The sequence below is a fragment of the Micropruina sonneratiae genome (genome assembly GCF_025972045.1).
Lineage (GTDB): Bacteria > Actinomycetota > Actinomycetes > Propionibacteriales > Propionibacteriaceae > Micropruina > Micropruina sonneratiae.
Map to the genome: position 1 here is coordinate 992,955 of NZ_JAPDHX010000001.1, position 23,760 is coordinate 1,016,714.

Sequence of the window (23,760 nt, forward strand, 5' to 3'; positions counted from 1 at the left end):
GATCCTGGAACGGCTGGGCCTGCGCGGCCGCAGCGCCCGCGGCCAGGAGCACAAGCACACGACCGTTGAGAAGGATGGAGCGATGGCGACGCAGACGATCGAAGAGGCCCCGGCCAGCAGCGCGGGCGAGGGCCGGCTGTGGATCGATGGGTCCGAGTTGCGTGACACCAAGGCGCCGGCCGGCCCGATCGAGGGCAAGTGGGCCAAGCGGCAGTTCGAGGCCAAGCTCGTCAACCCGGCCAACCGGCGCAAGCTGACGGTGATCATCGTCGGCACCGGCCTGGCCGGCGGCGCCGCGGCGGCGTCACTGGGTGAGGCCGGCTACAACGTGCTGAACTTCTGCTACCAGGACAGCCCGCGCCGGGCCCACTCGATCGCCGCCCAGGGCGGCATCAACGCGGCCAAGAACTACCGAAACGACAACGACTCCACCTATCGGCTGTTCTACGACACGGTCAAGGGCGGCGACTACCGGGCCCGGGAGACCAATGTGTACCGGCTCGCCGAGGTGAGCGCGTCGATCATCGACCAGTGCGTCGCGCAGGGCGTCCCTTTCGCGCGCGAGTACGGCGGCCTGCTCGACAACCGCTCGTTCGGCGGCGTCCAGGTGCAGCGCACCTTCTACGCGCGTGGCCAGACCGGTCAGCAGCTGCTGATCGGCGCCTACCAGTCCCTGGAGCGTCAGGTCGCGGCCGGCACCGTGAAGATGTACGCGCGGCACGAGATGCTCGAGCTGATCGTCGTAGACGGCCGGGCCCGCGGCATCGTCGCCCGTGACATGGTGACCGGCGAGATCGAATCGCACCTGGCCGACGCCGTGGTGCTGGCCACCGGCGGCTACGGCAACGTGTTCTTCCTGTCCACCAACGCGATGGGCTGCAACGTCACCGCAGGCTGGCGGGCGCACCGCAAGGGCGCCTACTTCGGCAATCCCTGCTACACGCAGATCCACCCGACCTGCATCCCGGTGCACGGCGAGACGCAGTCGAAGCTGACCCTGATGAGCGAGTCGCTGCGCAACGACGGCCGGATCTGGGTGCCGAAGCGGGCCGAGGACTGCGACAAGGATCCCCGGCAGATCCCCGAGGAGGACCGCGACTACTACCTGGAGCGGATCTACCCGGCGTTCGGCAACCTGGTGCCGCGCGACATCGCGTCGCGGCAGGCCAAGAACATGTGCGACGAGGGCCGCGGCGTCGGGCCGGCGGTCGCCGAACCGCAGCCGGACGGCACCGTCAAGCAGGTGCGCCGCGGCGTCTACCTCGACTTCGCCGACGTGATCAAGCGGATCGGCAAGGACGCGGTCTCGGCCAAGTACGGCAACCTGTTCGACATGTACGCCCAGATCACCGCCGAGGACCCCTACGAGGTGCCGATGCGGATCTACCCGGCGGTGCACTACACGATGGGCGGGGTGTGGGTCGACTACGACCTGATGACCACCGTCACCGGCCTGTACGCCACGGGCGAGTGCAACTTCTCCGATCACGGCGCGAACCGGCTCGGGGCGTCCGCCCTGATGCAGGGGCTGGCCGACGGCTACTTCGTGCTGCCGAACACGATCAACGACTACCTGGCCGACGGGCCGTTCCCGAAGTTGACGCCCGAACATCCGGAGGTGGTGGCGGCGGTGAACTCCACCAAGGAGCGGATCAACAAGCTGCTGTCGGTCAACGGCTCCCGCACCGTCGACTCCTTCCACAAGGAGCTCGGTCACATCATGTGGGAGTACTGCGGCATGGAGCGCACCGAGGCGGGGCTCACCAAGGCGCTCGGCCTGATCCGTGAGCTGCGCGACGAGTTCTGGCGCGACGTGAAGGTCACCGGCGAGAACGAGGAGTTCAACCAGACCCTCGAGCGGGCCGGCCGGGTCGCCGACTTCTTCGAGTTGGGCGAGTTGATGTGCATCGATGCGCTGCACCGTCGCGAATCCTGCGGCGGTCACTTCCGGGCCGAGTCGCAGACCCCCGACGGTGAGGCCTTGCGGCACGACGACGAATTCCTCTACGTGGCCGCGTGGGAGTACAACGGTGCGAACCCGGTGCTGCACAAGGAACCGCTGGAATACGAGTACATCGAGCTGAAGCAACGGAGTTACAAGTGAACATCACCTTGCGGGTGTGGCGGCAGGCGAATGCGAACGCCCAGGGCGCCATGCAGACCTACCAGCTGGCCGACGTCAGCCCGGACATGTCGTTTCTGGAGATGCTCGACCTGCTCAACGAGAAGCTGACCGTCGAGGGCATCGAGCCGGTCGCCTTCGACCACGACTGTCGTGAGGGCATCTGCGGCATGTGCGGCGTGGTGATCAACGGTTCGGCACACGGACGCGGATCGTCGCCCGTGCCGACCACCACCTGCCAGCTGCACATGCGGTCGTTCGCCGACGGTGCCACCATCGACATCGAGCCCTGGCGGGCCGGTGGCTTCCCGGTGATCAAGGACCTGGTGGTCGACCGCACCGCGTTCGATCGGATCATCCAGGCCGGCGGTTACATCTCGGTCAACACCGGGGCCGCTCAGGACGCCAACGCGACCCCGGTGCCGAAGGTCGACGCCGACCGCGCTTTCGACGCCGCGACCTGCATCGGCTGCGGCGCCTGCGTGGCGGCCTGCCCCAACGGTTCGGCCATGCTGTTCACCTCGGCCAAGATCACCCACCTGGCGATGCTCCCGCAGGGCCAGCCCGAGCGCTGGTCGCGGGTGAAGTCGATGGTGGCCCAGCACGACGCCGAGGGCTTTGGCGGCTGCACGAACATCGGCGAGTGTGCCGCGGTCTGCCCCAAGGGGATCCCGCTCGACACGATCAGCCAGCTGAACCGCGACCTGATGCACGCGCTGTTCAAGCCCGACGGCAAGTAACCCCAGACGGTGGGTGACACCGGCCCGTCCGGACCGGCTCACCACCCCGGCCGGTCGACCCAAGGGTCGGCCGGCCGTGTCATTTCCTCCGCCGTGCCGTCCCACGGTGATCCCGAGGCGTGCCGCCACGCGACTGCGGCAGGATGGACGCCGTGGACGTCGCACTGTTCCTGAAAGCCCTCGGCGCGCTGTTCGCGGTGATGAACCCGCTGGCCGCGCTGCCGATGTTCCTGAGCCTGACCGACGGCTACGACCAGGCCCGGCGGCGTCGCACCGCGATCCGGGTGGTGCTGTACAGCCTGGTGATGGCCGCCGTGGTGCTGGTCGGCGGGCGGGCCGTGCTGGGCTTCTTCGGCGTCGGTGTGAACGACTTCCGGGTCGCCGGCGGCATCGTGCTGATGACCATCGCCCTGGGCCTGCTGAACGGCGCCAGCGCGGTGCACAGCGGCAATGCCCACGAGCAGCGCCACCAGGCCACCCAGGCCCAGGTCGGCGACGTCTCCTTCTACCCGATCACCTTTCCGTTGTTGATGGGTCCGGGCACGATCACCTCCCTGATCGTGCTCACCGGAGCAGGTGGCCTCGGGGGTCAGGTGGCCGTGGGCTCCGCGGTGGTGGTCGTCCTCGCCCTGCTGCTGGTGGTGTTGTGGTTCGCCGGCACCATCGGCGCCCACCTGTCGGACACGCTCCGCACCGTCATGACGAGGCTGATGGGCATGATCCTGGCGGCCATCGCCGTCGAGATGGTCGCCGCCGGCCTGCTGGCGCTGTTCCCGGGGCTGGGTCGCTGAGGCGCGTCCCGGCAGGTCCGACAGGCGGACGCCCGGCGTACGCCCCGAGGTGCCGGTCCGGCCCGATTTCGGCCCGGGGGAGTGCCTGTGGCAGACTTGATCCTCGGTGCCGTACGCCCCTGCCACAGGGGGAAGGCGACGGCCCTTCCACGATGAGAACCACGAGGTGTCCTGTGGCACCGGCGAGGATATTGACATGAACAAGCTCGTTGCCGAGGTCGCCCAGGCCTCCCTTCGCTCCGACATCCCCGAGTTCCGGCCCGGCGACTCCGTGCGGGTGCACGTGAAGGTCGTCGAGGGCAACCGGTCCCGCATCCAGGTCTTCGCGGGTGCCGTGATCGCCCGCACGGGCAGCGGCATCGGCGAGGCGTTCACCGTCCGCAAGGTGAGCTTCGGCACCGGTGTGGAGCGGACGTTCCCCCTGCACTCCCCGATCATCGACAAGATCGAGGTCGAGCGGCACGGCGACGTCCGGCGCGCCAAGCTGTACTACCTGCGCGGTCTGCGCGGCAAGGCTGCCAAGATCAAGGAGAAGCGCGAGCGCTGATCCCACCCGGGTCATGACGACGCGCGAGTCAGGAGGCCCACGCGGTGAGTGAATCACCCTCCACGCGGCCCTCGGCCGGGCGGGTAGCCGGCATGTGGGCCAAGGAGATCGCCATCGTGGTGGTCGGCGCCCTGCTCGCCTCCACCCTACTGAGGCTCTTCGTCGCCCAGATGTTCGTCATTCCGTCGGGATCGATGGAGAACACGCTGCTCATCCGCGACCGGGTCATGGTGCAGAAGGTGGCCGGCTGGTCCCGCGGCGACGTGGTGGTCTTCCGCGACACCCAGGGCTGGCTCGCCGACCCGGCCGAAGAGACCGACCCGGTGCGAAAGGCCCTGATCTTCATCGGGCTTGCCCCGGACGAGAGTTCGAACCACCTGATCAAACGAGTCATCGGGATGCCCGGCGACCACGTCACGTGCTGCGACGTGCAGGGCCGGGTGACGGTGAACACCCAGCCGCTCGACGAGCAGAGCTACCTCTATTCCGAGGGCGGCACGGTGGTCGCACCGTCGGCGATGCCGTTCGATGTCGTGGTGCCGGCCGGACGAATCTTCGTGATGGGCGACCACCGGGACAACTCCCAGGATTCCCGCTGTCACCTCGACGAGGGCACCGATGGCATGGGTGCCTTCGTGCCCACCGAGAACGTCGTCGGCTCCGCGGTGGCGGTCGTCTACCCCTTCGATCGATGGCGCACGTTGTCGCGCCCGGACACCTTCGCCCGGGTTCCTGGACCGACGTCACCCGCCTCAGCGAAGCCGGTGATCACCGGCGAGATACCCGTCTGCTGAGGCTTCCATGGCCTTCGTGCTGCGCCGGGACGCTGGACTCTACGGCTACGAGCGTGCGCTGCGCCGGGCCGGTTTCGGGTTGATCGCCGGGGCCGACGAGGCCGGGCGCGGCGCCTGCGCCGGACCGCTGGTGGCGGCCTCGGTGATCCTGGGCAGCACTCCCGGCGCACAGGTGCGCGGGCTCCGGGACTCCAAGCTGCTCAGCCCGGCCCAGCGGGAACGCTGTTACGACGAGATCATGGCCAAGGCGGTGGCCTGGTCGGTGGTGCTGATCGAGCCGGCCGAGTGCGACCGGCTCGGCATGCACGTGGCCAATCTCCAGGCCCTGCGTCGCGCGGTGCTCCGGCTCGACACCGCTGCAGACTTCGTACTCACCGACGGCTTCGGTGTGGACGGGCTGGGAACGCCTTCGCTGGCGGTCTGGAAGGGGGACGCGGTGGCGGGGTGCGTCGCGGCGGCGTCCGTCGTGGCGAAGGTCACCCGCGACCGGATCATGAGTCAGGCGCATGACCAGTGGCCGCACTACCGGTTCGACATCCACAAGGGGTATTGCACGCCGCTGCACCAGCGTCATCTGGACGCCCACGGGCCCTGCGAGATCCACCGCAACTGCTTCGTCAACGTCCGCCGGGCGGCCGCGTCGGTGGCTCGCCGGACGCCCGACGCGGCGGCCGGACCGGACGACGGGGAGCTCGGGGTGGGTGCTGCGCAGAGGTATAGAGTGGCACCGCTATGAGCGCCGAGGATCTTGAACAGTACGAGAGCGAACTTGAACTCCAGTTGTACCGGGAGTACAAGGACGTGGTCGGCATCTTCACCTACGCCGTCGAGACCGAGCGTCGCTTCTACCTGTGCAACGCGGTCGACCTGAAGGTTCGCACCGAGGGCGGTGACGTCTACTACGAGGTGTCGATGGGCGACGCCTGGGTGTGGGACATGTACCGGCCCGCCCGCTTCGTGAAGTCGGCCAAGGTGCTCACCTTCCGCGACGTCTCCATCGAGGAGATCGCACACAGCGAACTGAAGGTCCCCGAGAACCTCTGACCCACGTTGGTCGACACCCCTTCTGACGTCGTCCCGGGCCCTGGTCGAGCGTGAACGTGGTGGGTGACCCGGGCTTGCCCCGGGATCTCATGGTCATGCCCGAGACCCCTCGCCGACGATTTTGAACACTTTTCCGCCTTGGTGCTCAAGGTGAAGGTGTGGAACGAAATGCTGTCTGGAGAGCGGGTGAGCTCGCGGCCGTCCATCACCTGGTGACGCGGGGCTGGACGATCATCGAGCGCAACTGGCGCTGCTCGCTGGGTGAGGTCGACATCATCGCGCACACGGCCGACCCGACACCCGTGCTGGTCTTCTGCGAGGTGAAATGCCGCACCGGCACGGGGTTCGGCGACCCCCTGGAGGCCATCACCGCGGCGAAGCTGGCGCGCCTGCGCAGGCTCGCCCTCACCTGGCTGGGTGAGCAGCCGCGGTGGGTGCCGCGCTACCGGCTCGACGCGATCGGCGTCCTGCTGCCGCGCGACGGCCGCCCCCGGGTCACCCATCTGGAAGGGGTCGGGCAGTGACGCCGGCACGTGCCTTCTCGGTGGCGCTGGTGGGCGTAGAGGGCACGATGGTCGAGGTCGAGGCGGCGATCGGCGGGGGTCTGCCGCGCATGGTGATCGTCGGGCTGGCGGACGCGGCCCTGGCCGAGGCGCGCGAGCGCTGCCGGGCCGCGGTGCACGCCCACGGGCTGGGCTGGCCCCAGCAGCTGGTCACGGTGAACCTGTCCCCGGCCACTCTGCCCAAGGCCGGCAGTCACTTCGACCTCGCCATCGTCGCCGCGGTCGCCGCCGCCGACGACCGGTTCGACCGCACGGTGCTCGAACGGCTGGTGCTGTTCGGTGAGCTGGGCCTCGACGGACGCGTCCGCGCGGTCCGGGGCCTGCTGCCCGCCCTGCTGGCCGCGGCGGCCGCCGGCTTCACGTCGGCGGTGGTCCCGGCCGAGCAGCTGGGTGAGGCCGCCCTGGTGGGCGGGTTGACGCTGTGGGGGGTGAACGACCTGCCCGACCTGGTGGCGGTGCTGCTGGGCGGCACCCCGAAGCCCGCCCCACCCAGTACCACCGAGGTCACCGGCGGCGCTGCGCCGGTGAAGGATCTCATCGACGTGGTGGGCCAGCTCGAGGCGAAGTGGGCGCTCGAGGTTGCAGCCGCCGGACGCCACCATCTGCACCTCCACGGCCCGCCGGGGGTGGGCAAGACGCTGCTCGCCGAGCGACTTCCCGGCATCCTGCCCGAACTCGACACCGCTGCCGCGCTGGAGGTGTCGGCCATCCACTCGCTGGCCGGCGTCCCGCTGGCCGACGGCCTGATCACCCGGCCGCCGTACGCCGACCCGCACCACACGGCCTCGCTGGCGAGTATCGTCGGAGGCGGTGCCCGGGTGGCCATGCCGGGCAGCATCAGCCGGGCCCACAACGGCGTACTCTTCCTCGACGAAGCTCCCGAGTTCTCCCCACGGGTGATCGAGGCACTACGGGTGCCGCTCGAATCCGGCCGGGTGGTGCTGGGCAGGGCCGCGGCGCAAGCGACCTACCCGGCGAGCTTCCAACTGGTACTCGCCTCGAACCCGTGCCCCTGCGGCAACGCCGGCGTCCGAGGTGCCGAATGCCGGTGCGCGCCGATGGCGGTGCGTCGCTACACCGAACGGATCTCCGGCCCCATCCTCGACCGGATCGACATCCGGCACCAGGTGCGGCCGATGTCCCGGGCGTATCTGCGGGCGGCGACCGCAGCCGGCGAACCGTCCGCGGACGTCGCGCAGCGCGTCGCCGAGGCCCGCTCCCGGCAACGCCGCCGACTCGCCGGTCACGGCTGGCGGACCAACGGCGAGGTGCCCGGCTCGGCCCTGCGGCGCACCCTGCCTCTGCCGCACGGCAGCGAGTTGCTCGAGGACGCCGTGGCCCGCGGCCGGCTCTCCGCGCGCGGGGTCGACAAGGTGATCCGGCTCGCCTGGACCATCGCCGATCTCGCCGGGGCGGACCGGCCGCGGCGGGAGCACCTGCACACCGCGCTCGCCATGCGACACGGACTCGACCTGTCGGAGGTGGCCGATGTCCGAGCGTGACGCGAGGATGGCGCTGTGCTGCGCCGTCGAGCCGGGCAACCTCGAACTCACCCGGCTGGTGGCGCAGCACGGGGCCGAGTCGGTGATCGCCGCTCTGCAAGCCCCCGACTCGAAGTCGCGCTGGTCCCGCCGCGCCCGGTCGGTCGACCTCGTCGCGGTGCAGCGGGCCACGAAGGTCAACCGGCTGCGCTTCGTCGTCCCCGGCGATGACGACTGGCCCGACTGCCTCGGAGACCTGGCCGAGGTCGAACCGGTGCAGGAGATGGGCGGCGTCCCGTTCGGGTTGTGGCTCAAGGGCGAGCCGAATCTGGCGACGACGTGCGCGTCGTCGGTTGCCATCGTCGGTTCGCGCGCCGCCACGGCGTACGGGCAGTCGGTTGCCACCGACCTTGCCGCTGGGCTGGGACTGCACAGGGTCAGCACGGTGAGCGGGGGAGCGTACGGTATCGATGCGGCCGCCCACAGCGGGGCGTTGGCCACCGACGCACCGACCGCGGCCGTGATGGCCGGCGGTCTGGACAGCCCGTACCCGCCCGGGAACGCAAGCCTGTTGCAGCGCGTCGCGGGGCAGGGCCTGCTGGTCAGTGAGCTGCCGCCGGGCGAACATCCCACCCGGGCCCGCTTCCTGGCCCGCAACCGGCTGATCGCCGCCCTCTCGCCGGTGACCGTGATCGTCGAGGCCGCCTGGCGCAGCGGGGCACGCAACACCGTGAGCTGGGCGGGTGCCCTGCACAGGGTGGTGGCGGCGGTGCCCGGGCCGGTGCACAGCGCCACCTCGGTGACGCCGCATCGCCTCATCCGCGAGGCCGAGGCCGTGCTCTGCACCGGCCCCGACGACGTGCTGGAACTGCTGGCCCCACTCGGCCGGGCGCCCGTCCCCAGGCCCGATCAGCGCAGGCGTCTCGACGAGTTGAGTCCCGACGAGCTGGCCGTCTACGAGGCACTGCCCGCCCGTGGGCGGCGCGACGCGGGCGAGGTGTCCCTGCGGGCGGGGGTCTCCCTGCCCGGCTGCCTCGCACTGCTCGATCGGCTCGCCGAACAGGGCCTGGTCGCCCAGGTCGAGGGCGGGTGGCGGCTGGTGAGGGCCGAGGTCGGCGGTCGTAGCTGACTCGCCGTGGCGGGGGGTGTGAGGGCGGGCGTGACTCGTCGTCGCAGCGCCGGGAAGCCGGGTGCAACCGTGTCGGGCCCGACCGAACCGTTGCCGGGAGGTCTAGCGTGCCCTCATGAGCGACACTCATCCCACCCCCATGCGCGATTCGCCCGCCTCCGGCGCAGCGGACACCCGCTTCTTCGGTCAGCCGCGCGCCCTCGTCCACATCTTCGGCGTGGAGATGTGGGAGCGCTTCAGCTTCTACGGCATGCAGGGCATCCTGCTCATCTACCTGTACTACACCGCCACCGAGGGCGGGCTCGGGATGGACCGAACCACCGCCGCCGGCATCGTCGGCGCCTACGGCGGTGCGGTCTACCTGTCGACCATCCTGGGTGCCTGGATCGCCGATCGCATCCTGGGCGCCGAGCGGGTCCTGTTCGTCAGCGCCGTGGTGATCATGGCGGGTCACATCGCTTTGGCGGCGCTGCCCGGTTTCATCGGGGTCGGGGTGGGCCTGGTGCTGGTCGCCGTCGGTTCGGGCGGGTTGAAGGCGACCGCGACCAGCGTCGTCGGCACGCTGTACTCCGCCGAGGACCCCCGCCGTGACGCCGGGTTCTCGCTGTTCTACCTGGGAATCAACCTGGGCGCGTTCTTCGGGCCGCTGCTCACCGGCCTGTTGCAGAGCGAGCTGGGCTTCCATTGGGGCTTCGGGCTGGCCGCGCTCGGCATGGCCGCCGGGCTGGTCCAGTACTCGATCGGACGCCGGCACCTGCCTGCGACAGCCAGTGAGATCCCCAACCCGCTGCCTCGCGACCGGTACCCGCTGATCGGTGGGCTGGCCGCCGGCGCCCTGGTACTGATCGTGGTGCTGGTGCTGACCGGCGTGATCCGTGCCGACAACCTGGCCCTCGTGGTCATCTACACCGTGATCGCCGCCTCGATCGCCTACTTCGCCGTGATCCTCTCCAGCAGCCGCATCACCGCCGACGAGCGCTCCCGGGTGTGGGGCTTCGTCCCCCTGTTCCTGACCTCGGTGGCCTTCTGGTCGTTGTACCAGCAGCAGTTCACCGTGTTGACGGTGTACTCCGACACCCGGCTGAACCGCAACCTGTTCGGCTGGGAGATGCCCGTCTCCTGGGTGCAGTCGATCAACCCGGTCTTCATCATCGTGCTGTCCGGCGTGTTCGCCTGGGTGTGGACGCGGCTGGGCGATCGTCAGCCCTCGACACCGGTCAAGTTCGCGCTCGCTGCCATCGTGATGGGCTGCGCCTTCCTGCTGTTCCTGCCCTTCGCCGGCGGCGCCGAGAACTCGACCCCGCTACTGGCCGTCGTCGGCATCCTGCTCGTCTTCACCGTCGCCGAACTGCTGCTGTCACCGGTCGGGCTGTCGGTCACCACCAAGCTCGCGCCGGACTCGTTCCACACGCAGATGGTTGCGCTGTTCTTCCTGTCCGTTTCGCTGGGCACCGCCATCTCCGGCGAGCTCGCCAAGCTGTACGACCCGTCCAACGAGACGCCCTATTTCTCGGTGCTCGGCCTGATCGCGATCGGTGTCGGCGTCGTGCTGTTGGTGTGCACCAAACCGGTGCTGAAACTGATGCGCGGAGTGCGCTGACCGGCTGGTGACTCCTGACCCTCGGGCGAGTCACTCGCACGGGTGACTGACATGCCAACAACCCTTGGCTAGTGTCGTCGATGTCGGGGGGACATGACGACGACACTGACTGGGTCGCTCCAAACCGGGGGGATTGGAACGGCCCGGTCAGGATCGTCTACAACACTGGCACCTTGCCGCCCACCTTTGGGGTGCGTGCGGCGGGTGCCGATCCGTTTTCCCTGGCACGGGACGGACCGCCAGAGGGGACAAGGGTCGATGTTGGAGTACCGCCACAGCTGTGAGCGCTGCGGCCGTGAGTTGGCAGTGGATGACCACCGGGTCTACATCTGTTCGTTCGAATGCACCTGGTGCGCGGAGTGCGTCGCCACCTTCGCCCAGCATGCGTGCCCCAACTGTGGCGGCAACCTGGCACTGCGGCCCATTCAGCCCCGTCACCTGCAGGGACGCACGGACGAGCATCCGCACTCCGAGTTTCGCCTGCTGCTGGCCAGGATCGCCTGACCGTCGCGCCAGGCGAGCCACCGGCGTCCGTATCGAGGCTGGCCGGGGAAGTCGTCGGCCCGCCACTAGGGTCTCGCCATGTTGATCATCGGGCTGATTCTGTCCGGCATGCTCGTGGGCGCCGCAGCCCAGGTCATCCTCGGCGCACGGCGTGGCATCAACTGGCCCGTCGCCTTCGGGTGCGGCCTCGGCGGCTCGTTCGTCGGGGGACTGCTCTCCAGCCTGGTCTCCGGTGACGGCATCGAACTGCGACCAGCCGGGCTGATCGGGTCGCTGATCGTCACCCTCGGCTGGATGTGGTGGAAGGGACGCGCTGCGTCATGACCCGGGGCCGATGAATCGGGCCCTCACCGGCTTCACCTCCACGATCTTCGCCGAGATGTCCGCACACGCCCAGCGCACCGGTGCGGTCAACCTGGGTAAGAGATTTCCCGACTACGACGGTCCCGCCGCCATGCTCGAACGGGCGCGGCGGGCGATCTCCGAGGGAGCCAACCAGTAACCGCCCGGACCCGGGATGCCTGCCCTGCGTGAGGCGATCGCGGAACACCAGCGGCGCTTCTACGGCATCGAACTGGATCTCGACACGCAGGTGCTGGTCACGGCCGGGGCCACCGAGGGCATCGCGGCCGCCATGCTGGGACTGCTCGAACCCGGCGACGAGGTGGTGCTGCTCGAGCCCTACTACGACTCCTACGCGGCCCTGGTGGCGCTGGCCGGGGGAGTGCGGCGACCGGTCCGGCCCGAGCCACCCGACTTCGCCCTACCCAGGCAGCGGTTGGCGGACGCCATCGGCCCGCGCACCCGGCTGCTGCTACTCAACTCACCGCACAATCCGACCGGCATGGTGCTCGGCCCGGACGATCTGGCGTTCATCACCGAGCTGGCTCGCCGACCTGATCGTGGTCACCGACGAGGTGTACGAACACCTCACCTTCGACGGTGTCGCGCACCTGCCGCTGACGGCGCTGCCGGGCATGGGGGAGCGGACCGTGACGCTGTCGTCCGCCGGGAAGACGTTCTCGGCGACCGGCTGGAAGATCGGCTGGGCGACGGGTCCTTCCGACCTGGTGGGCGCGGTCCGTGCCGCCAAGCAGTTCCTCACCTTCGTCAACGGCGCCCCCTTCCAGCCGGCGGTCGCCGAGGCGCTGCGCCTTCCGGACAGCTACTACGCCGGCTTCCGGTCATCGCTGCAGGGCAAGCGGGACAGGTTTCTCGAGGGGTTGGTCCACACCCGGACCCGTGGGGACGTTAGTCTGCGGTACTTCCGGACCGTGGGGACGGTTCCTGCGGTCCGCGTCCAGGTCAGGCGGTGAGGCCCAGCCGGGCGAATCCCTCGACCAGGCCGGCCTGCTCGGGCGGCGGGATCACCAGGTCGGCCACGGCCAGGACGGGCTCCGGGGCGCCCGCGATCACCACCGCGGTGTCGGCGTACTCGAGCATCTCGAGGTCGTTGTAACCGTCTCCGATCGCGACGATGTCGGCTCGGTCGATGCCGAGGCGCTGCGTCATCACCTCCACGCCGACGGATTTGTTCAGGTCGGCCATGAACAGCTCGCCCGCACGGTCGCCCAGGGCGGCCAGCGAGCTCGGCACCAGGCCGAGTTCCGGTGCCAGTTCCGCCGCGATCTCGGGCATCGGCGCGTCGGCGTCGAAGGCGGTGATCTTGGCGAACGAGCATGCCCCGGGGTCGTCGACCTCTTCGATGGCGGCCAGGATGTCGTGACCGGCCTTGCCGGTGAGCGGCTCGCCGTCCACCTCGACGTGCAACAGGTCCCTGATCCTCTGCAGCGACCCACGCCGGGCGTACACGGCCTGGGGCCCCTCGAGCAGGTAGACGACGTGATGGGCGTCGAGCACCTCGATCGCGCGCCTGGCCAACTCGGCGGGGAAGCGGCGATCGCTCAGCACCTCGCCGTCGAGTTCGACGTAGCCGCCGGCCGCCCCGACGAGGCCGTCGAACAGGGCCAGTTCATCGGGGGTGACCAGCGCCTTGGGGCGTCCGGTGCACAGCACGATGCGGTGTCCGCGGCGTCGCGCGGCGCGCACCGCATCGATGTGCTGATCGGGGATCACCCCCCGATCGGCGAAGGTTCCGTCGAAATCGATGAACACGATTCGGCCCACTGCTGAAGCAACTCCTGAGTTTTTGACTGATCGACTAAAAACCACTCTACGCCGGACGTCCCGCCCGCTCGAATCGGCTCCCGACGCCGGGCGCCGAGCCCGCACCACCGGCGTCGGGCGGTGTGAGGATTGGGAATAGAGGGCCGGATGGATCCGGTGACGATGGTGCTGATCATCCTGGCACTGGCCGTGGTGGCGTTCGTGTCCAATCGGGTGCCGCTCGAATGGTGTCGGCCCTGATCGCGGTTCTGACGGCGCTGATCAGCTTCAATGGTGCCGTCGCGGCGCTGGTGCCGGTGGTGGTCGTCGTGGCGCTGCGGGCCGGGTTCGCGCCCAGCCGGTTGCTGATGCCGCTCGCCTTCGCAGGCAGCGCCGGATCGCTGCTCGCGCTGACGGTCGCCGGTCAACATCGTGGTGAGCGATGCGGCGGCCGAGCCGGCGCGCGCCCCTTCGCCTTCTTCGAGTTCGCCCTGGCCGGACTGCCCGCCCTGGCCGGCACCGTGGCCATCATCCTGCTGCTGGGCGATCGGTTGCTCCCCGAGCGCACCCCGTCGGCGATCCCGTCCGACCTGAGCGTTCGCGTGCAGCTTCTGCGCAGCCAGTACCAGCTCCCGGACGCCAGCGAACTGGTCCCAGGGCGGCCGGGGTTTCAGCGAGGTCGTGCTGGCACCGGGTTCGCAACTGATCGGACAGCACCTGTTCGCCGGCATGAGCACCCCGTCCGGTGACCTGGTCGTGCTCGGGGTGCAGCGGGCCGGCCGGCCGCTGAGCGCATCGGACGCCGTGCTGCAGGCCGGCGACGCGCTGCTGCTCAGCGGCAGCCGGCAGCATCTGGTGCGCGACACCGCCGACCCCGAACTGCTTGTCGTCAACGACCCGGCGGTGCTGCGCCGCTCGGTGCCTTTGGGCACCGGCGCCAAGCGCGCACTGGTGGTGCTGGCCGGCCTCGTCGTGGTGCTGGCCACCGGCCTGATGCCGCTGTCCACTGCCTTCATCGGTACCGGGGCGGCCGACCTGATCGCCGGGTACCTGCTGAACGTGGTCGGTGGCTCGTCGCCCCAGCTGGCACTGCTGGCGATGTGCGTGGTCACCGGTCGTCTGGCCGTTCTGACCTGAAATGGAACCGTCCCCATTCAGGCCACCCGGCCTGAAATGGGGACGGTTCCCTTTTGGGCCACTCCGGGCGGTCAGCTCACCCGCCGGGGTGGGTCCGCCCCGAGGTGTCAGAAGTCCCAGTCGGCGTCCTCGGTGTTCACCGCCTTGCCCATCACGTAGGACGAGCCGGAGCCGGAGAAGAAGTCGTGGTTCTCGTCGGCGTTGGGCGACAGGGCCGCCAGGATCGCCGGCGACACGGTGGTGGCCGTCTTCGGGAACAGCGGCTCGTAGCCGAGGTTCATCAGCGCCTTGTTGGCGTTGTAGCGCAGGAAGGTCTTCACGTCCTCGGTCAGGCCGAGTGGGTCGTAGAGGTCCTCGGTGTAGGACTCCTCGTTGTCGTACAGCTCGTAGAGCAGTTCGAAGGTGTAGTCCTTCAGCTCGTCGCGACGGGCGGCGTCCGCCTCTTTGAGGGCCTGCTGGTACTTGTAGCCGATGTAGTAGCCGTGCACCGCCTCGTCGCGGATGATCAGCCGGATCAGGTCGGCGGTGTTGGTCAGCTTGGCGTGGCTCGACCAGTACATCGGCGCGTAGAAGCCCGAGTAGAACAGGAACGACTCCAGCATCGTCGAGGCGACCTTGCGCTTCTCCGGGTCGTCGCCGTAGTAGAAGTCGAGCACGATCTGCGCCTTGCGCTGCAGGTGCTCGTTCTCCTCGCTCCACCGGAACGCGTCGTCGATCTCCGCGGTCGAGATCAGCGTCGAGAAGATGGACGAGTAGCTCTTGGCGTGCACCGATTCCATGAACGCGATGTTGGTGTACACCGCCTCCTCGTGCGGGGTGATCGCATCCGGGATAAGCGAGACCGCGCCCACCGTGCCCTGAATGGTGTCGAGCATGGTGAGGCCGGTGAACACCCGGGTGGTCATCAGCTGCTCGTGCGGCTTCAGCGTCCGCCACGACGGGATGTCGTTGCTCAGCGGCACCTTCTCGGGCAGCCAGAAATTGCCGGTCAGCCGGTCCCAGACCTCCAGGTCCTTGTCGTCCTCGAGACGGTTCCAGTTGATCGCCTGGACGCCCCGCAGCAGGGTGAGCTTCTGGGTCATGGTGGTCCTCGGGTTGAGATCTCGGCACTCGCCGGGATGACGGTTGTGGGTGGAGATCCCGGCCTTCGCCGGGATGACGGAGGCGTTCGCCTTGACGGACTACAAAGCGCAGCTGACGCAGCCCTCGACCTCGGTGCCCTCGAGCGCGAGCTGCCGAAGCCTGATGTAGTACAGCGTCTTGATGCCCTTCTTCCAGGCGTAGATCTGGGCCCGGTTGAGGTCGCGGGTGGTGACGTTGTCGGGGAAGAACAGGGTCAGCGACAGGCCCTGGTCGACGTGCTTGGTCGCCTCGGCGTAGGTGTCGATGATCGCCTCGGGGCCGATCTCGTAGGCGTCGGTGTAGTACTCCAGGTTGTCGTTGGTCATGTACGGCGCCGGGTAGTAGACGCGGCCGATCTTGCCTTCCTTGCGGATCTCGACCTTCGACACGATCGGGTGGATCGACGACGTCGAATGGTTGATGTAGCTGATCGAGCCGGTCGGCGGTATGGCCTGCAGGTTCTGGTTGTACATCCCGTACTCGGCGACCTCCGCGGCCAGCGCGCGCCAGTCGTCCGGGGTGGGCAGGGCGATCCCGGACGCCTCGAACAGCTGGGCGACCCGTTCGGTGCGCGGCGTCCAGTCGCCCTCGAGGTACTTGGTGAAGTACTCGCCGCTGGCGTACTTCGACCGCTCGAAGCCGTCGAAGGTGACGCCGCGCTCGCGGGCGATCCGGCAGGACGCCGCGATCGCGTGGAAGGTGACCGTGTAGAAGTACATGTTGGTGAAGTCCAGGCCCTCGGCGGAGCCGTAGTGGATCGACTCGCGGGCCAGGTAGCCGTGCAGGTTCATCGCGCCCAGGCCGATCGCGTGGCTCATCGCGTTGCCCCGCTCGATGGACGGCGCGCAGGCGATGTTGGACTGGTCCGAGACCGCGGTCAGCGCCCGCACCGCGACGTCGATGGTGCGCCCGAAGTCGGGTGAGTCCATCGCCTTGGCGATGTTGAGCGAGCCCAGGTTGCACGAGATGTCCTTGCCGATCTCGGCGTAGGAGAGATCCTCGTTGTACACCGACGGCGTGGAGACCTGCAGGATCTCCGAGCACAGGTTCGACATGGTGATCCGGCCGTCGATCGGGTTGGCGGCGTTAACCGTGTCCTCGAACACGATGTAGGGGTAGCCGGACTCGAACTGGATCTCGGCCAGCGTCTGAAAGAACTTGCGGGCGTTGATCTTGCTCTTGGTGATCCGCTTGTCGTTGACGAGCTCGTGGTACTTCTCGGTGATCGAGATGTCGGTGAACGGGACGCCGTAGACGCGCTGGATGTCGTAGGGCGAGAACAGGTACATGTCCTCGTTGTCGCGAGCGAGCTGGAAGGTGATGTCGGGGATCACCACGCCCAGCGACAGCGTCTTGATCCGGATCTTCTCGTCGGCGTTCTCACGCTTGGTGTCGAGGAAGCGCAGGATGTCGGGGTGGTGCGCGTTGAGGTACACCGCACCGGCGCCCTGCCGGGCCCCCAACTGGTTGGCGTAGGAGAAGGAGTCCTCCAGCAGTTTCATCACCGGGATGACGCCCGAGGACTGGTTCTGGATCTTCTTGATCGGCGCGCCGGCCTCGCGGATGTTGGTCAGCGACAGGGCGACGCCGCCGCCGCGCTTGGACAACTGCAGCGAGGAGTTGATCGCCCGGGCGATGGACTCCATGTTGTCCTCGACCCGCAACAGGAAGCAGGACACCAGCTCGCCGCGGGACGCCTTGCCCGCGTTCAGGAAGGTCGGGGTCGCGGGCTGGAAGCGGCCCGCCATCACCTCGTCGGTCAGCTTCTCGGCCAGGCCCCGGTCGCCGGCGGCCAGGGTGAGGGCCACCATGCAGACGCGGTCCTCGAAGCGTTCCAGGTAGCGCGAACCGTCGAACGTCTTCTGCGTGTACGACGTGTAGTACTTGAACGCCCCCATGAACGTGGGGAAGCGGAACTTCACCGCGTAGGCGCGCTTGAACAGCGACTTGATGAAGTCGAAGTCGTAGTGCGCGAGCACCTCCGGCTCGTAGTAGCCCTGCTCGACGAGGTAGTCGAGCTTCTCCTTCAGCGAATGGAAGAAGACGGTGTTCTGGTTGACGTGCTGCAGGAAGTACTGGTGCGCGGCCTGCCGGTCGGCCTCGAACTGGATGCGCCCGTCGGCGTCGTACAGGTTCAGCAGCGCGTTCAGCGCGTGGTAGTCGACCTCGGCCGGAACGGCCTCTAGGCCGGTGTCGGTGAGAACTGTCGTTGCCATAGTGATCGGAGCCCTTCGCGGACGGCCTCGACGTCGTCGGGGGTGCCCATGAGTTCGAATGAGTACAGGTGGGGGACGCCGCACTTGCGGGCGATGATGTCGCCGGCGATGCAGTAGGCGGTGCCGAAGTTGGTGTTGCCGGCCGCGATCACGCCCAGCAGGTGCGCGCGGTTGCCGGGGTCGTTGAGGAACCGGATGACCTGCTTGGGCACCGCCCCCGCCCCGTTGCCGCCGCCGTAGGTGGGGACGACCAGCACGTAGGGCCGGTCCACCCGCAGGTGGGGGTCGGACGCCCGCAGGCCGATCCGCTGCGCATCGACGCCGAGCTTGGCCACGAACCGGTGGGTGTTCTCGGAGGTCGAGCTGAAGTACACCAGGTGCACCATCGCGATCCTCCTTCCGTTCGCAGGTGGAGCGTGCGGACGCCGAGCCGCCGCGTCCTCAGGCCGCGGCGACCCTCGCGGCGGTGGCCTTGATCAGGTCGGGACGGAAGCCGGCCCAGTGCTCCTCGTCGGCGAACACCACGGGCGCCTGCTGGTAGCCCAGTCCCATCACCTGCGCGAGCGCCTGCTCGTCGAGCGAGAGGTCGACGACGTCGTAGTCGAGGCCGGCCCGGTCGAGTGCCCGGTAGGTGGCGGTGCACTGCACGCAGGAGGGCTTGCTGTAGACGGTGATCGTCATGGCGGTGGTCCTTTCCCGAGCCCGGTAGTTACAACGGTGTAGTTACGTCGCTGTCAGAACTGGACACTACACATATGGGTTGGGCTGCGCAAGGACCACTACATGTTGTGTTCGCAGGTTCCTCACGGCGAGGTTAGGGCATGCCGCAGGCCGCCCGGGCGGTGCCTGGGCGGGTTGAGCCGGTGACGCGTCCGACGCCTTGTCAGAGCGTGGTCGGTGGCGGTCGGCGCCGGGAATGATGAGGGGTCACGCAACTCTCCTTCGCGAGTTGTCGCCGACCGTCGAGGCGTTTCGCCGCTGGTGCCGATGCACCGGAAGCCGAACCGTCCCGAGCGGTCACTGTGCCTGCCGTCCCACGCTTCGCGGGGCGGACGCTGGCAGGTCTTCGGACTCCCGGGCCCGGACCGATTGCTCGCTCCACCTACTGTCCGTCGCTTCCCAGGCCGTGTGGCCCAGTGCTTCTGACGGAGGTCGTTCCCGATCACCGCTGCGGGGCAGTCCCGGATTCGCACCGGGTTCCCTCTTGCCTCCCCGCCGCCCTGTCGGACGCCGGGGAACCAGTCGCGGCACCGACTCTAGGCCACCGTGCGGACAGTCCCGGCGTGTCGCGTCCGGGCTGCGGCGTGTCGCCTCTCCCGGGGCGCACGAGCTCCCGAAGCAGGCGCGGGAGGACGACATCGCGCCCCTAGGCGAGTGCCGCAGACTCAATCGGCATGACGGCCCAGTCGTCCCGGCGGACGCCGGACATCCTGTGCGGCAGGGCCGTGGGGCCTCAGATCGTGTCGAGCAGGGCGTCCACCTCGGCGAAGCGTTCCACGCTCGGCCGCTCCAGCAGGGTGCCGCGGGCGATCACCAGTTCGGGGTCGACCAGCGCGCGGAACCCCTCCAGCGGGTTGCGCCGGGTGACCACCAGGTCGGCCGCGAGCCCCGGCGCGACAGCCCCGGTGACGTGCTCCACGCCCAGGATGCGGGCGTTGGCGACCGTGGCGGCGTGCAGCGCCCGCGCCGGGGAGAGCCCGCCGAACCGGGTCGCGAAGTCCAACTCGCGCCAGGTGTTGTAGTGCGGGACGAAGGTGAGCGCCGAGTCGGTGCCCATGCCGACCTCGATGTCGTTGGCGAGCGCCTGCGAGACGCCCTGCAGCATCTCCTCGACCACCGCTTCGGCGTTGGCGCGCACCACCTCGGTCACGCCGGTGTCCGACCGGTCCAGCCGGATCAACGGCAGCGCGGCCTGGAAGGTCGGCACCAGGGCCGACCAGCCACGCAACGAGCGGGGGTTGTCGCCGAACAGGTCGATGATCTCCGGCGTCATGGCCGCGCCGTGCTCGATGGTGTCCACGCCGGCGCGCAATGCGGCGACGACCCCTTCGGCGCTCTGGGCGTGCGCCGCGACGAGCACGCCGGCGGCGTGCGCCTCTGCGCAGACGGCGGTCATCGCCGCCTCACTCATCTCCGGCGTCCCGGCGCCTCCGATGCGGGTGGCGTCGGTCACCCCTGCGGTGGCGGCGATCTTGATCGCCTTCGCGCCGCGATCGAGGTTGGCGCGGGCGTTGGCCCGGGCCTGGTCGGGGGTGTCCCCGACGAGGGCGATCAACGGCGCCCCGTGGCCGCCCTTGACGGCGAGCAGGGGTCCGGACGGGATGAGCCGCGGGCCCACCCGGTCGCCGCGTTCGATGGCGGACGCCTCGGCCACCACCTCGTAGCGACCGTCACCGAGGCTGCGGATCGTCGTCACGCCGCTGTTGAGCTGGGTGCGGACGTTGTGTCGCGTCCGCCTGGCCAGCAGCCTGCGTCCGGCCGGGCCGTGCATGAAGGCGACGATCGCCGGCTCCAGCACCTTGTTCATCATCAGCTTCGGCAGCGGGCGGCCGTTGGCGAACAGGTGCGCGTGGGCGTTGATCAGTCCGGGCAGCACGTAGTGGCCCGGCAGATCGATGACCCGGTGCCCGTCGCCGGGGGTGAGCTCGGCACTCGGCCCCATCCGGCTGATCGTGCCGTTCCCGGCCACCACCACGGTCTGGTCGGGCAGCACGGTGCCGTCACGGTCGCCGGTCAGCACCTCGACGTGGGCGAGGGCGAAAGGAAAGGGCATCGGGCGCTCCTGCTGCATCGGGTTGTCGGTGGACGGATGGCTCGCCTCACCCGCCCAGGCTGGCCTGGGCTCGTCCTTCCCGGACGGCGGCGAGCAGCGCGGCGTGGTCATGCTGGTTCTGTCGGGCGTAGGCCAGGGCGAAGTCGGTGACTGCCTCGTCGAACGCGGCCGACTTTCCCAGATAGGACGCGATGGCCACCCGATCACCGGCGCGGGCGTGGGCGCGGGCCAGGGTCCAGCCGCACAGCCGTGCGTACTGGGCCATGGCGGTCGGCCCCAACGTCGAGGTCTCCAGGCTCACCTTCCAGTCGCGGAGCTGCCGCACGTAGTAGTCGGCGGGCTGGTCGATGAGGGCGCCCGGACCGCGCACCCAGCCCAGGAAGATGTCGCTGGACGCCTGCATCAACCGCTGCCCGGCCACCACCCGCTGCCCCTGGTGGGAGTATTCGGACGCGCCGACGAACGGAGCCAGCACGGACGCGTTGGCCTGCTTGGCCTGCAGCAGCACCGCGTCGTCCTCGTCCTCGCCCTCACCCAGCAGCACCCAGGCCCGGGTGCCGACACTGCCGACGCCGACCACCCGGTGGGCGATGTCGGTGATCGTGTAGTGGTCGAGCAGCCGGCGCCGGTCGGACTGCAGGGTGGCCGCGTACTCGGCCACCAGGGTGTCCATCTGACCCTGCACCTCATCGCGGTCGAGCGTCGTCAACTCGGCCAACGGCACCATCAAAGGAGGGTCGGAGTGCAGCCGGCGGCGTCCGTCGACGACGTCGGTCAGCTTGGCGATCGCCTGCAGTGAGGTGCGGCTGCGCGCCCTGTCGATGAGCGCCTGCCGGGCCTTGATCGACTTGCGGTGGCGATGTCGATCCTTGTCGCTCAGCGTGGCGAGGTGATCGGCCCAGGTGTCCTCGACGTTGAGATGGGCGTACCACACCTCGAGCAACGGCATCCTTGCGAACTCCCGGATCGCCTCGCGGTAGTGACGCATCGCGCTCAGCGCCACCCGCCGGCAGTCGGCGGCGTCGAACTCGTTGTCCTCGCCGGCGATCACTATGGAGGCGGCCAGCCGTTTCACGTCCCACTCGAACGGCCCCGGAATGGTCTCGTCGAAGTCATTGATGTCGAACACCAGCCGCCGCTCGGGTGAGGCGTAGGCGCCGAAGTTCGACAGGTGCGCGTCGCCGCACAGCTGGGTGCGCAGGCCGGGGGAGAGGGCGCCGGCCAGGTCGGCGGCCATGATCAGGGCGGCACCGCGGTAGAAGGTGAACGGGGTGGCCAGCATGCGGGCGTGCCGCACCGGGACCAGTTCGGGCACCCGGTCCTTGGCCTGCCCGAGCAACAGGCCGACCGGATCGCGCTTCGCGGCGATCGGCAATTCTGCGTGCGCCTCGAGGGGTACCGAGTGCCTGGCCGCCTTGCCGGCGGCGTGGCGTTCGGCGGCGCGTTCGCTGGGTGTGGTCATTGCGGTCACGCCCGGTGGTAGCGGCCGGCGCGCAGCCGGAAACCGTCGGAGAGCGATGCCGGGGAAGGCGCGGGTTCGAGCCGGCGCGTCCAGCCGAGGAGTGCCGCCCAGGCCTGGACGCGGTACGCACGGGACGCATTCGGCCTCGCCATGGGTCCTCCCGGATGTGTGTGGCGCCTTTGGGCCACTGTTGACCGCACCGCCCGCGGCGTCAAGGCTCGACCCGCGGGGGCCGGACGCCTCACGCGAGCTCACAGGTCGGGTTCAGAGACGCGGAGCCCTGGACGCCGGCCGCGACAGCGGCGTCCAGTGCCAGCAGACCGCCGTCGAGCACCCGGACGTCGGTGCGGCCCCGGGCCCGGAGGCTCTCGGCCGCGATGGCGGCGCGCGCACCGCTGCGGCAAATGACCAGCACGGGTCGGTCACTCGGCAGGTCGGGAGGGGCGGCCAACAACTCGGCGAGTGGCACGTTGCGGGCACCACGCACCGGCCGCTCGGCCACCTCCGCGGGGCTGCGCACGTCGAGCAGGAGGTAGCCGTCGGCGCCGGGCAGGATCACGTCCCGGCCCTCGCCGCTCGGGGTGCCGGCGCCGGCCGGCGTCGCGGACGGGGCGGGGCGCTCCGGACTCGTCCGGGCATCGTCCGCGGACCCTCCCGTGTCGGGCGTGCCGGCGGGTGTCGGGCCGCCCTCGTCGGTGGCCTTCTCGCCGGCCGGGCCCGTCGGGACCGTGCCTCCTGCCGCTGCCGCACCGCCCCGCACGGGCACCTCGTCCCAGCGTCCGGCCAGGGCGTCGATCACCAGCACCCGACCCAGCAACGTGCGGCCGATGCCGGTGATGAGCTTCACGGTCTCCATAGCCATCACCGATCCCGCCTGCGCGCAGACGGCCCCGACGACACCCGCCTCGGCGCACGAGGGCACCTCGCCGGCCGCGGGCGGCTCGGGAAAGACGTCACGCAACTGCACTCCGCCGTTCACTCCCGCCCAGAACACCGCGACCTGGGCCGCGAAACCCAGCACCGATCCCCACACCAGCGGCTTGCCGGCGGCCGCGCAGCCGTCGTTGACCAGGTAGCGGGTGGGGAAGTTGTCGCTGCCGTCGACCACCAGGTCGTAGTCGGGCAGCAGACCGGCCAGGGTGTCGGCGGTGAGCCGCAGTCGATGACGCCGCACCTGGACGCCCGGGTTGAGCGCAGTGATCGCGTCGGCGGCGGAGTCGACCTTGGGGCGTCCGACCGCGGCGGTAGAGTGGATCACCTGCCGGTGCAGGTTCGACGTCTCGACGTCGTCGGAGTCGACCACACCGAGAGTGCCGACGCCGGCCGCGGCCAGATAGAGCAGCACCGGGGAGCCCAGCCCACCGGCCCCGATCACCAGCACGCGGGCCGCGGCGAGCCGGCGCTGACCGTCGATGCCGAGCTCGCCCAGGATCACCTGGCGCGAGTATCGGCCCAGGTCGTCCGCACTGAGGGACCCGGTCGCGGGCACCAGGGGAGGCAGGCTCATGGCTCACAGCCTAGAAGCCCGGTCGAGGGCCAGCGGGCCGGACGCCGGTTGTCGGCCGCGCCTGACATCCTTGGGCGCAGTGATCAATCGCAGCCGGCTCGGCCCGGCCCGAGCAGAAAGAC

Annotated in this window: 26 protein-coding genes, 1 pseudogene and 1 riboswitch; of the genes and pseudogenes, 18 read left to right on the plus strand and 9 right to left on the minus strand. The window is 69.5% G+C overall.

Features of this window, described 5'->3' with window-relative positions:
* The first annotated feature begins 82 nt into the window (after positions 1-82).
* From OIE40_RS04955 to OIE40_RS05030, 16 genes and pseudogenes are all read left to right on the plus strand, one after another.
* A complete protein-coding gene (locus tag OIE40_RS04955) occupies positions 83-2,104 on the plus strand; it encodes a fumarate reductase/succinate dehydrogenase flavoprotein subunit (RefSeq protein WP_264700689.1) in 2,022 nt (673 codons plus the stop codon).
* Positions 2,101-2,862, plus strand: coding sequence for a succinate dehydrogenase/fumarate reductase iron-sulfur subunit (locus tag OIE40_RS04960; protein WP_264700575.1), 762 nt, complete (start codon positions 2,101-2,103; stop codon positions 2,860-2,862). Before OIE40_RS04955 ends, OIE40_RS04960 begins: the two co-directional genes overlap by 4 nt.
* Positions 2,863-3,014: 152 nt before the next feature.
* A complete protein-coding gene (locus OIE40_RS04965; RefSeq protein WP_264700577.1) occupies positions 3,015-3,653 on the plus strand; it encodes a MarC family protein in 639 nt (212 codons plus the stop codon).
* A 196-nt stretch (positions 3,654-3,849) separates the two neighbouring features.
* Positions 3,850-4,200 carry a 50S ribosomal protein L19 gene (rplS, locus tag OIE40_RS04970; protein WP_264700579.1) on the plus strand — a complete coding sequence of 117 codons (351 nt, stop codon included), beginning with the start codon at positions 3,850-3,852 and terminating at the stop codon, positions 4,198-4,200.
* A gap of 44 nt (positions 4,201-4,244) precedes the next feature.
* Positions 4,245-4,994, plus strand: coding sequence for a signal peptidase I (gene lepB, locus OIE40_RS04975; RefSeq protein ID WP_264700580.1), 750 nt, complete (start codon positions 4,245-4,247; stop codon positions 4,992-4,994).
* Between the two features lie 7 nt (positions 4,995-5,001).
* On the plus strand, positions 5,002-5,730 hold the full coding sequence (locus OIE40_RS04980; RefSeq protein WP_264700582.1) for a ribonuclease HII: 729 nt from the start codon (positions 5,002-5,004) through the stop codon (positions 5,728-5,730).
* Entirely contained in the window at positions 5,727-6,038 is a 312-nt protein-coding gene (locus tag OIE40_RS04985; RefSeq protein WP_264700584.1) for a DUF2469 domain-containing protein, read from the plus strand. The genes OIE40_RS04980 and OIE40_RS04985 overlap by 4 nt, the downstream gene beginning before the upstream one ends.
* Before the next feature lie 158 nt (positions 6,039-6,196).
* Positions 6,197-6,562 (plus strand): YraN family protein, encoded by a 366-nt coding sequence (locus tag OIE40_RS04990; protein WP_264700585.1) that lies wholly within the window; start codon positions 6,197-6,199, stop codon positions 6,560-6,562.
* Positions 6,559-8,103: a YifB family Mg chelatase-like AAA ATPase gene (locus tag OIE40_RS04995; protein WP_264700587.1), complete on the plus strand. Its 1,545-nt coding sequence runs from the start codon at positions 6,559-6,561 to the stop codon at positions 8,101-8,103. Before OIE40_RS04990 ends, OIE40_RS04995 begins: the two co-directional genes overlap by 4 nt.
* Positions 8,090-9,211 carry a DNA-processing protein DprA gene (gene dprA / locus OIE40_RS05000; RefSeq protein WP_264700588.1) on the plus strand — a complete coding sequence of 374 codons (1,122 nt, stop codon included), beginning with the start codon at positions 8,090-8,092 and terminating at the stop codon, positions 9,209-9,211. Before OIE40_RS04995 ends, dprA begins: the two co-directional genes overlap by 14 nt.
* A 115-nt stretch (positions 9,212-9,326) precedes the next feature.
* Complete coding sequence (locus OIE40_RS05005; protein ID WP_264700590.1) at positions 9,327-10,811, plus strand: peptide MFS transporter; 1,485 nt, start codon at positions 9,327-9,329, stop codon at positions 10,809-10,811.
* Positions 10,812-11,069: 258 nt separating this feature from the next.
* Positions 11,070-11,315 (plus strand): DUF1272 domain-containing protein, encoded by a 246-nt coding sequence (locus tag OIE40_RS05010; protein ID WP_264700591.1) that lies wholly within the window; start codon positions 11,070-11,072, stop codon positions 11,313-11,315.
* 78 nt (positions 11,316-11,393) lie between these two features.
* On the plus strand, positions 11,394-11,639 hold the full coding sequence (locus OIE40_RS05015; RefSeq protein ID WP_264700593.1) for a GlsB/YeaQ/YmgE family stress response membrane protein: 246 nt from the start codon (positions 11,394-11,396) through the stop codon (positions 11,637-11,639).
* A gap of 10 nt (positions 11,640-11,649) precedes the next feature.
* The gene (locus OIE40_RS05020) at positions 11,650-11,817 is read left to right on the plus strand and encodes a hypothetical protein (protein ID WP_264700594.1); all 168 of its coding nucleotides are present in this window, start codon (positions 11,650-11,652) and stop codon (positions 11,815-11,817) included.
* Positions 11,818-11,832: 15 nt separating this feature from the next.
* A pseudogene (locus tag OIE40_RS05025) lies at positions 11,833-12,150 on the plus strand (aminotransferase class I/II-fold pyridoxal phosphate-dependent enzyme); the annotation flags it as partial.
* A gap of 67 nt (positions 12,151-12,217) precedes the next feature.
* Positions 12,218-12,631, plus strand: a complete 414-nt coding sequence (locus tag OIE40_RS05030) for an aminotransferase class I/II-fold pyridoxal phosphate-dependent enzyme (RefSeq protein WP_264700596.1) — start codon at positions 12,218-12,220, stop codon at positions 12,629-12,631.
* Here the strand turns inward: OIE40_RS05030 and OIE40_RS05035 are convergent.
* Entirely contained in the window at positions 12,621-13,442 is an 822-nt protein-coding gene (locus OIE40_RS05035; protein WP_264700597.1) for an HAD hydrolase family protein, read from the minus strand. The two genes, OIE40_RS05030 and OIE40_RS05035, sit on opposite strands and share 11 nt — an antisense overlap.
* A gap of 224 nt (positions 13,443-13,666) precedes the next feature.
* Here OIE40_RS05035 and OIE40_RS05040 point away from each other — a divergent pair, with 224 nt between their 5' ends.
* Both OIE40_RS05040 and OIE40_RS05045 read left to right on the plus strand, forming a co-directional pair.
* Complete coding sequence (locus OIE40_RS05040) at positions 13,667-14,170, plus strand: SLC13 family permease (RefSeq protein WP_264700598.1); 504 nt, start codon at positions 13,667-13,669, stop codon at positions 14,168-14,170.
* The gene (locus OIE40_RS05045; protein ID WP_264700600.1) at positions 14,151-14,558 is read left to right on the plus strand and encodes a hypothetical protein; all 408 of its coding nucleotides are present in this window, start codon (positions 14,151-14,153) and stop codon (positions 14,556-14,558) included. Before OIE40_RS05040 ends, OIE40_RS05045 begins: the two co-directional genes overlap by 20 nt.
* 107 nt (positions 14,559-14,665) lie before the next feature.
* Here the strand turns inward: OIE40_RS05045 and nrdF are convergent, their stop codons facing one another.
* The 8 genes from nrdF to OIE40_RS05085 form a co-directional block, all read right to left on the minus strand.
* Positions 14,666-15,640, minus strand: coding sequence for a class 1b ribonucleoside-diphosphate reductase subunit beta (nrdF, locus tag OIE40_RS05050; RefSeq protein WP_264700602.1), 975 nt, complete (start codon positions 15,638-15,640; stop codon positions 14,666-14,668).
* Positions 15,641-15,739: 99 nt separating this feature from the next.
* A complete protein-coding gene (gene nrdE, locus OIE40_RS05055; RefSeq protein ID WP_264700604.1) occupies positions 15,740-17,896 on the minus strand; it encodes a class 1b ribonucleoside-diphosphate reductase subunit alpha in 2,157 nt (718 codons plus the stop codon).
* The gene (gene nrdI, locus OIE40_RS05060) at positions 17,863-18,282 is read right to left on the minus strand and encodes a class Ib ribonucleoside-diphosphate reductase assembly flavoprotein NrdI (protein ID WP_264700606.1); all 420 of its coding nucleotides are present in this window, start codon (positions 18,280-18,282) and stop codon (positions 17,863-17,865) included. Before nrdI ends, nrdE begins: the two co-directional genes overlap by 34 nt.
* Positions 18,283-18,337: 55 nt before the next feature.
* Positions 18,338-18,577 carry a glutaredoxin-like protein NrdH gene (gene nrdH, locus OIE40_RS05065; protein ID WP_264700607.1) on the minus strand — a complete coding sequence of 80 codons (240 nt, stop codon included), beginning with the start codon at positions 18,575-18,577 and terminating at the stop codon, positions 18,338-18,340.
* 374 nt (positions 18,578-18,951) lie between these two features.
* Positions 18,952-19,138: riboswitch (cobalamin riboswitch) on the minus strand.
* A 211-nt stretch (positions 19,139-19,349) separates the two neighbouring features.
* The gene (locus OIE40_RS05070; protein ID WP_264700609.1) at positions 19,350-20,669 is read right to left on the minus strand and encodes an amidohydrolase family protein; all 1,320 of its coding nucleotides are present in this window, start codon (positions 20,667-20,669) and stop codon (positions 19,350-19,352) included.
* Positions 20,670-20,715: 46 nt separating this feature from the next.
* Positions 20,716-22,131, minus strand: coding sequence for a DUF2252 domain-containing protein (locus OIE40_RS05075; protein ID WP_264700611.1), 1,416 nt, complete (start codon positions 22,129-22,131; stop codon positions 20,716-20,718).
* Positions 22,132-22,136: 5 nt separating this feature from the next.
* Positions 22,137-22,283 (minus strand): hypothetical protein, encoded by a 147-nt coding sequence (locus OIE40_RS05080; RefSeq protein ID WP_264700613.1) that lies wholly within the window; start codon positions 22,281-22,283, stop codon positions 22,137-22,139.
* 89 nt (positions 22,284-22,372) lie between these two features.
* Positions 22,373-23,638, minus strand: a complete 1,266-nt coding sequence (locus OIE40_RS05085) for a ThiF family adenylyltransferase (RefSeq protein ID WP_264700615.1) — start codon at positions 23,636-23,638, stop codon at positions 22,373-22,375.
* Positions 23,639-23,760: the final 122 nt, after the last annotated feature.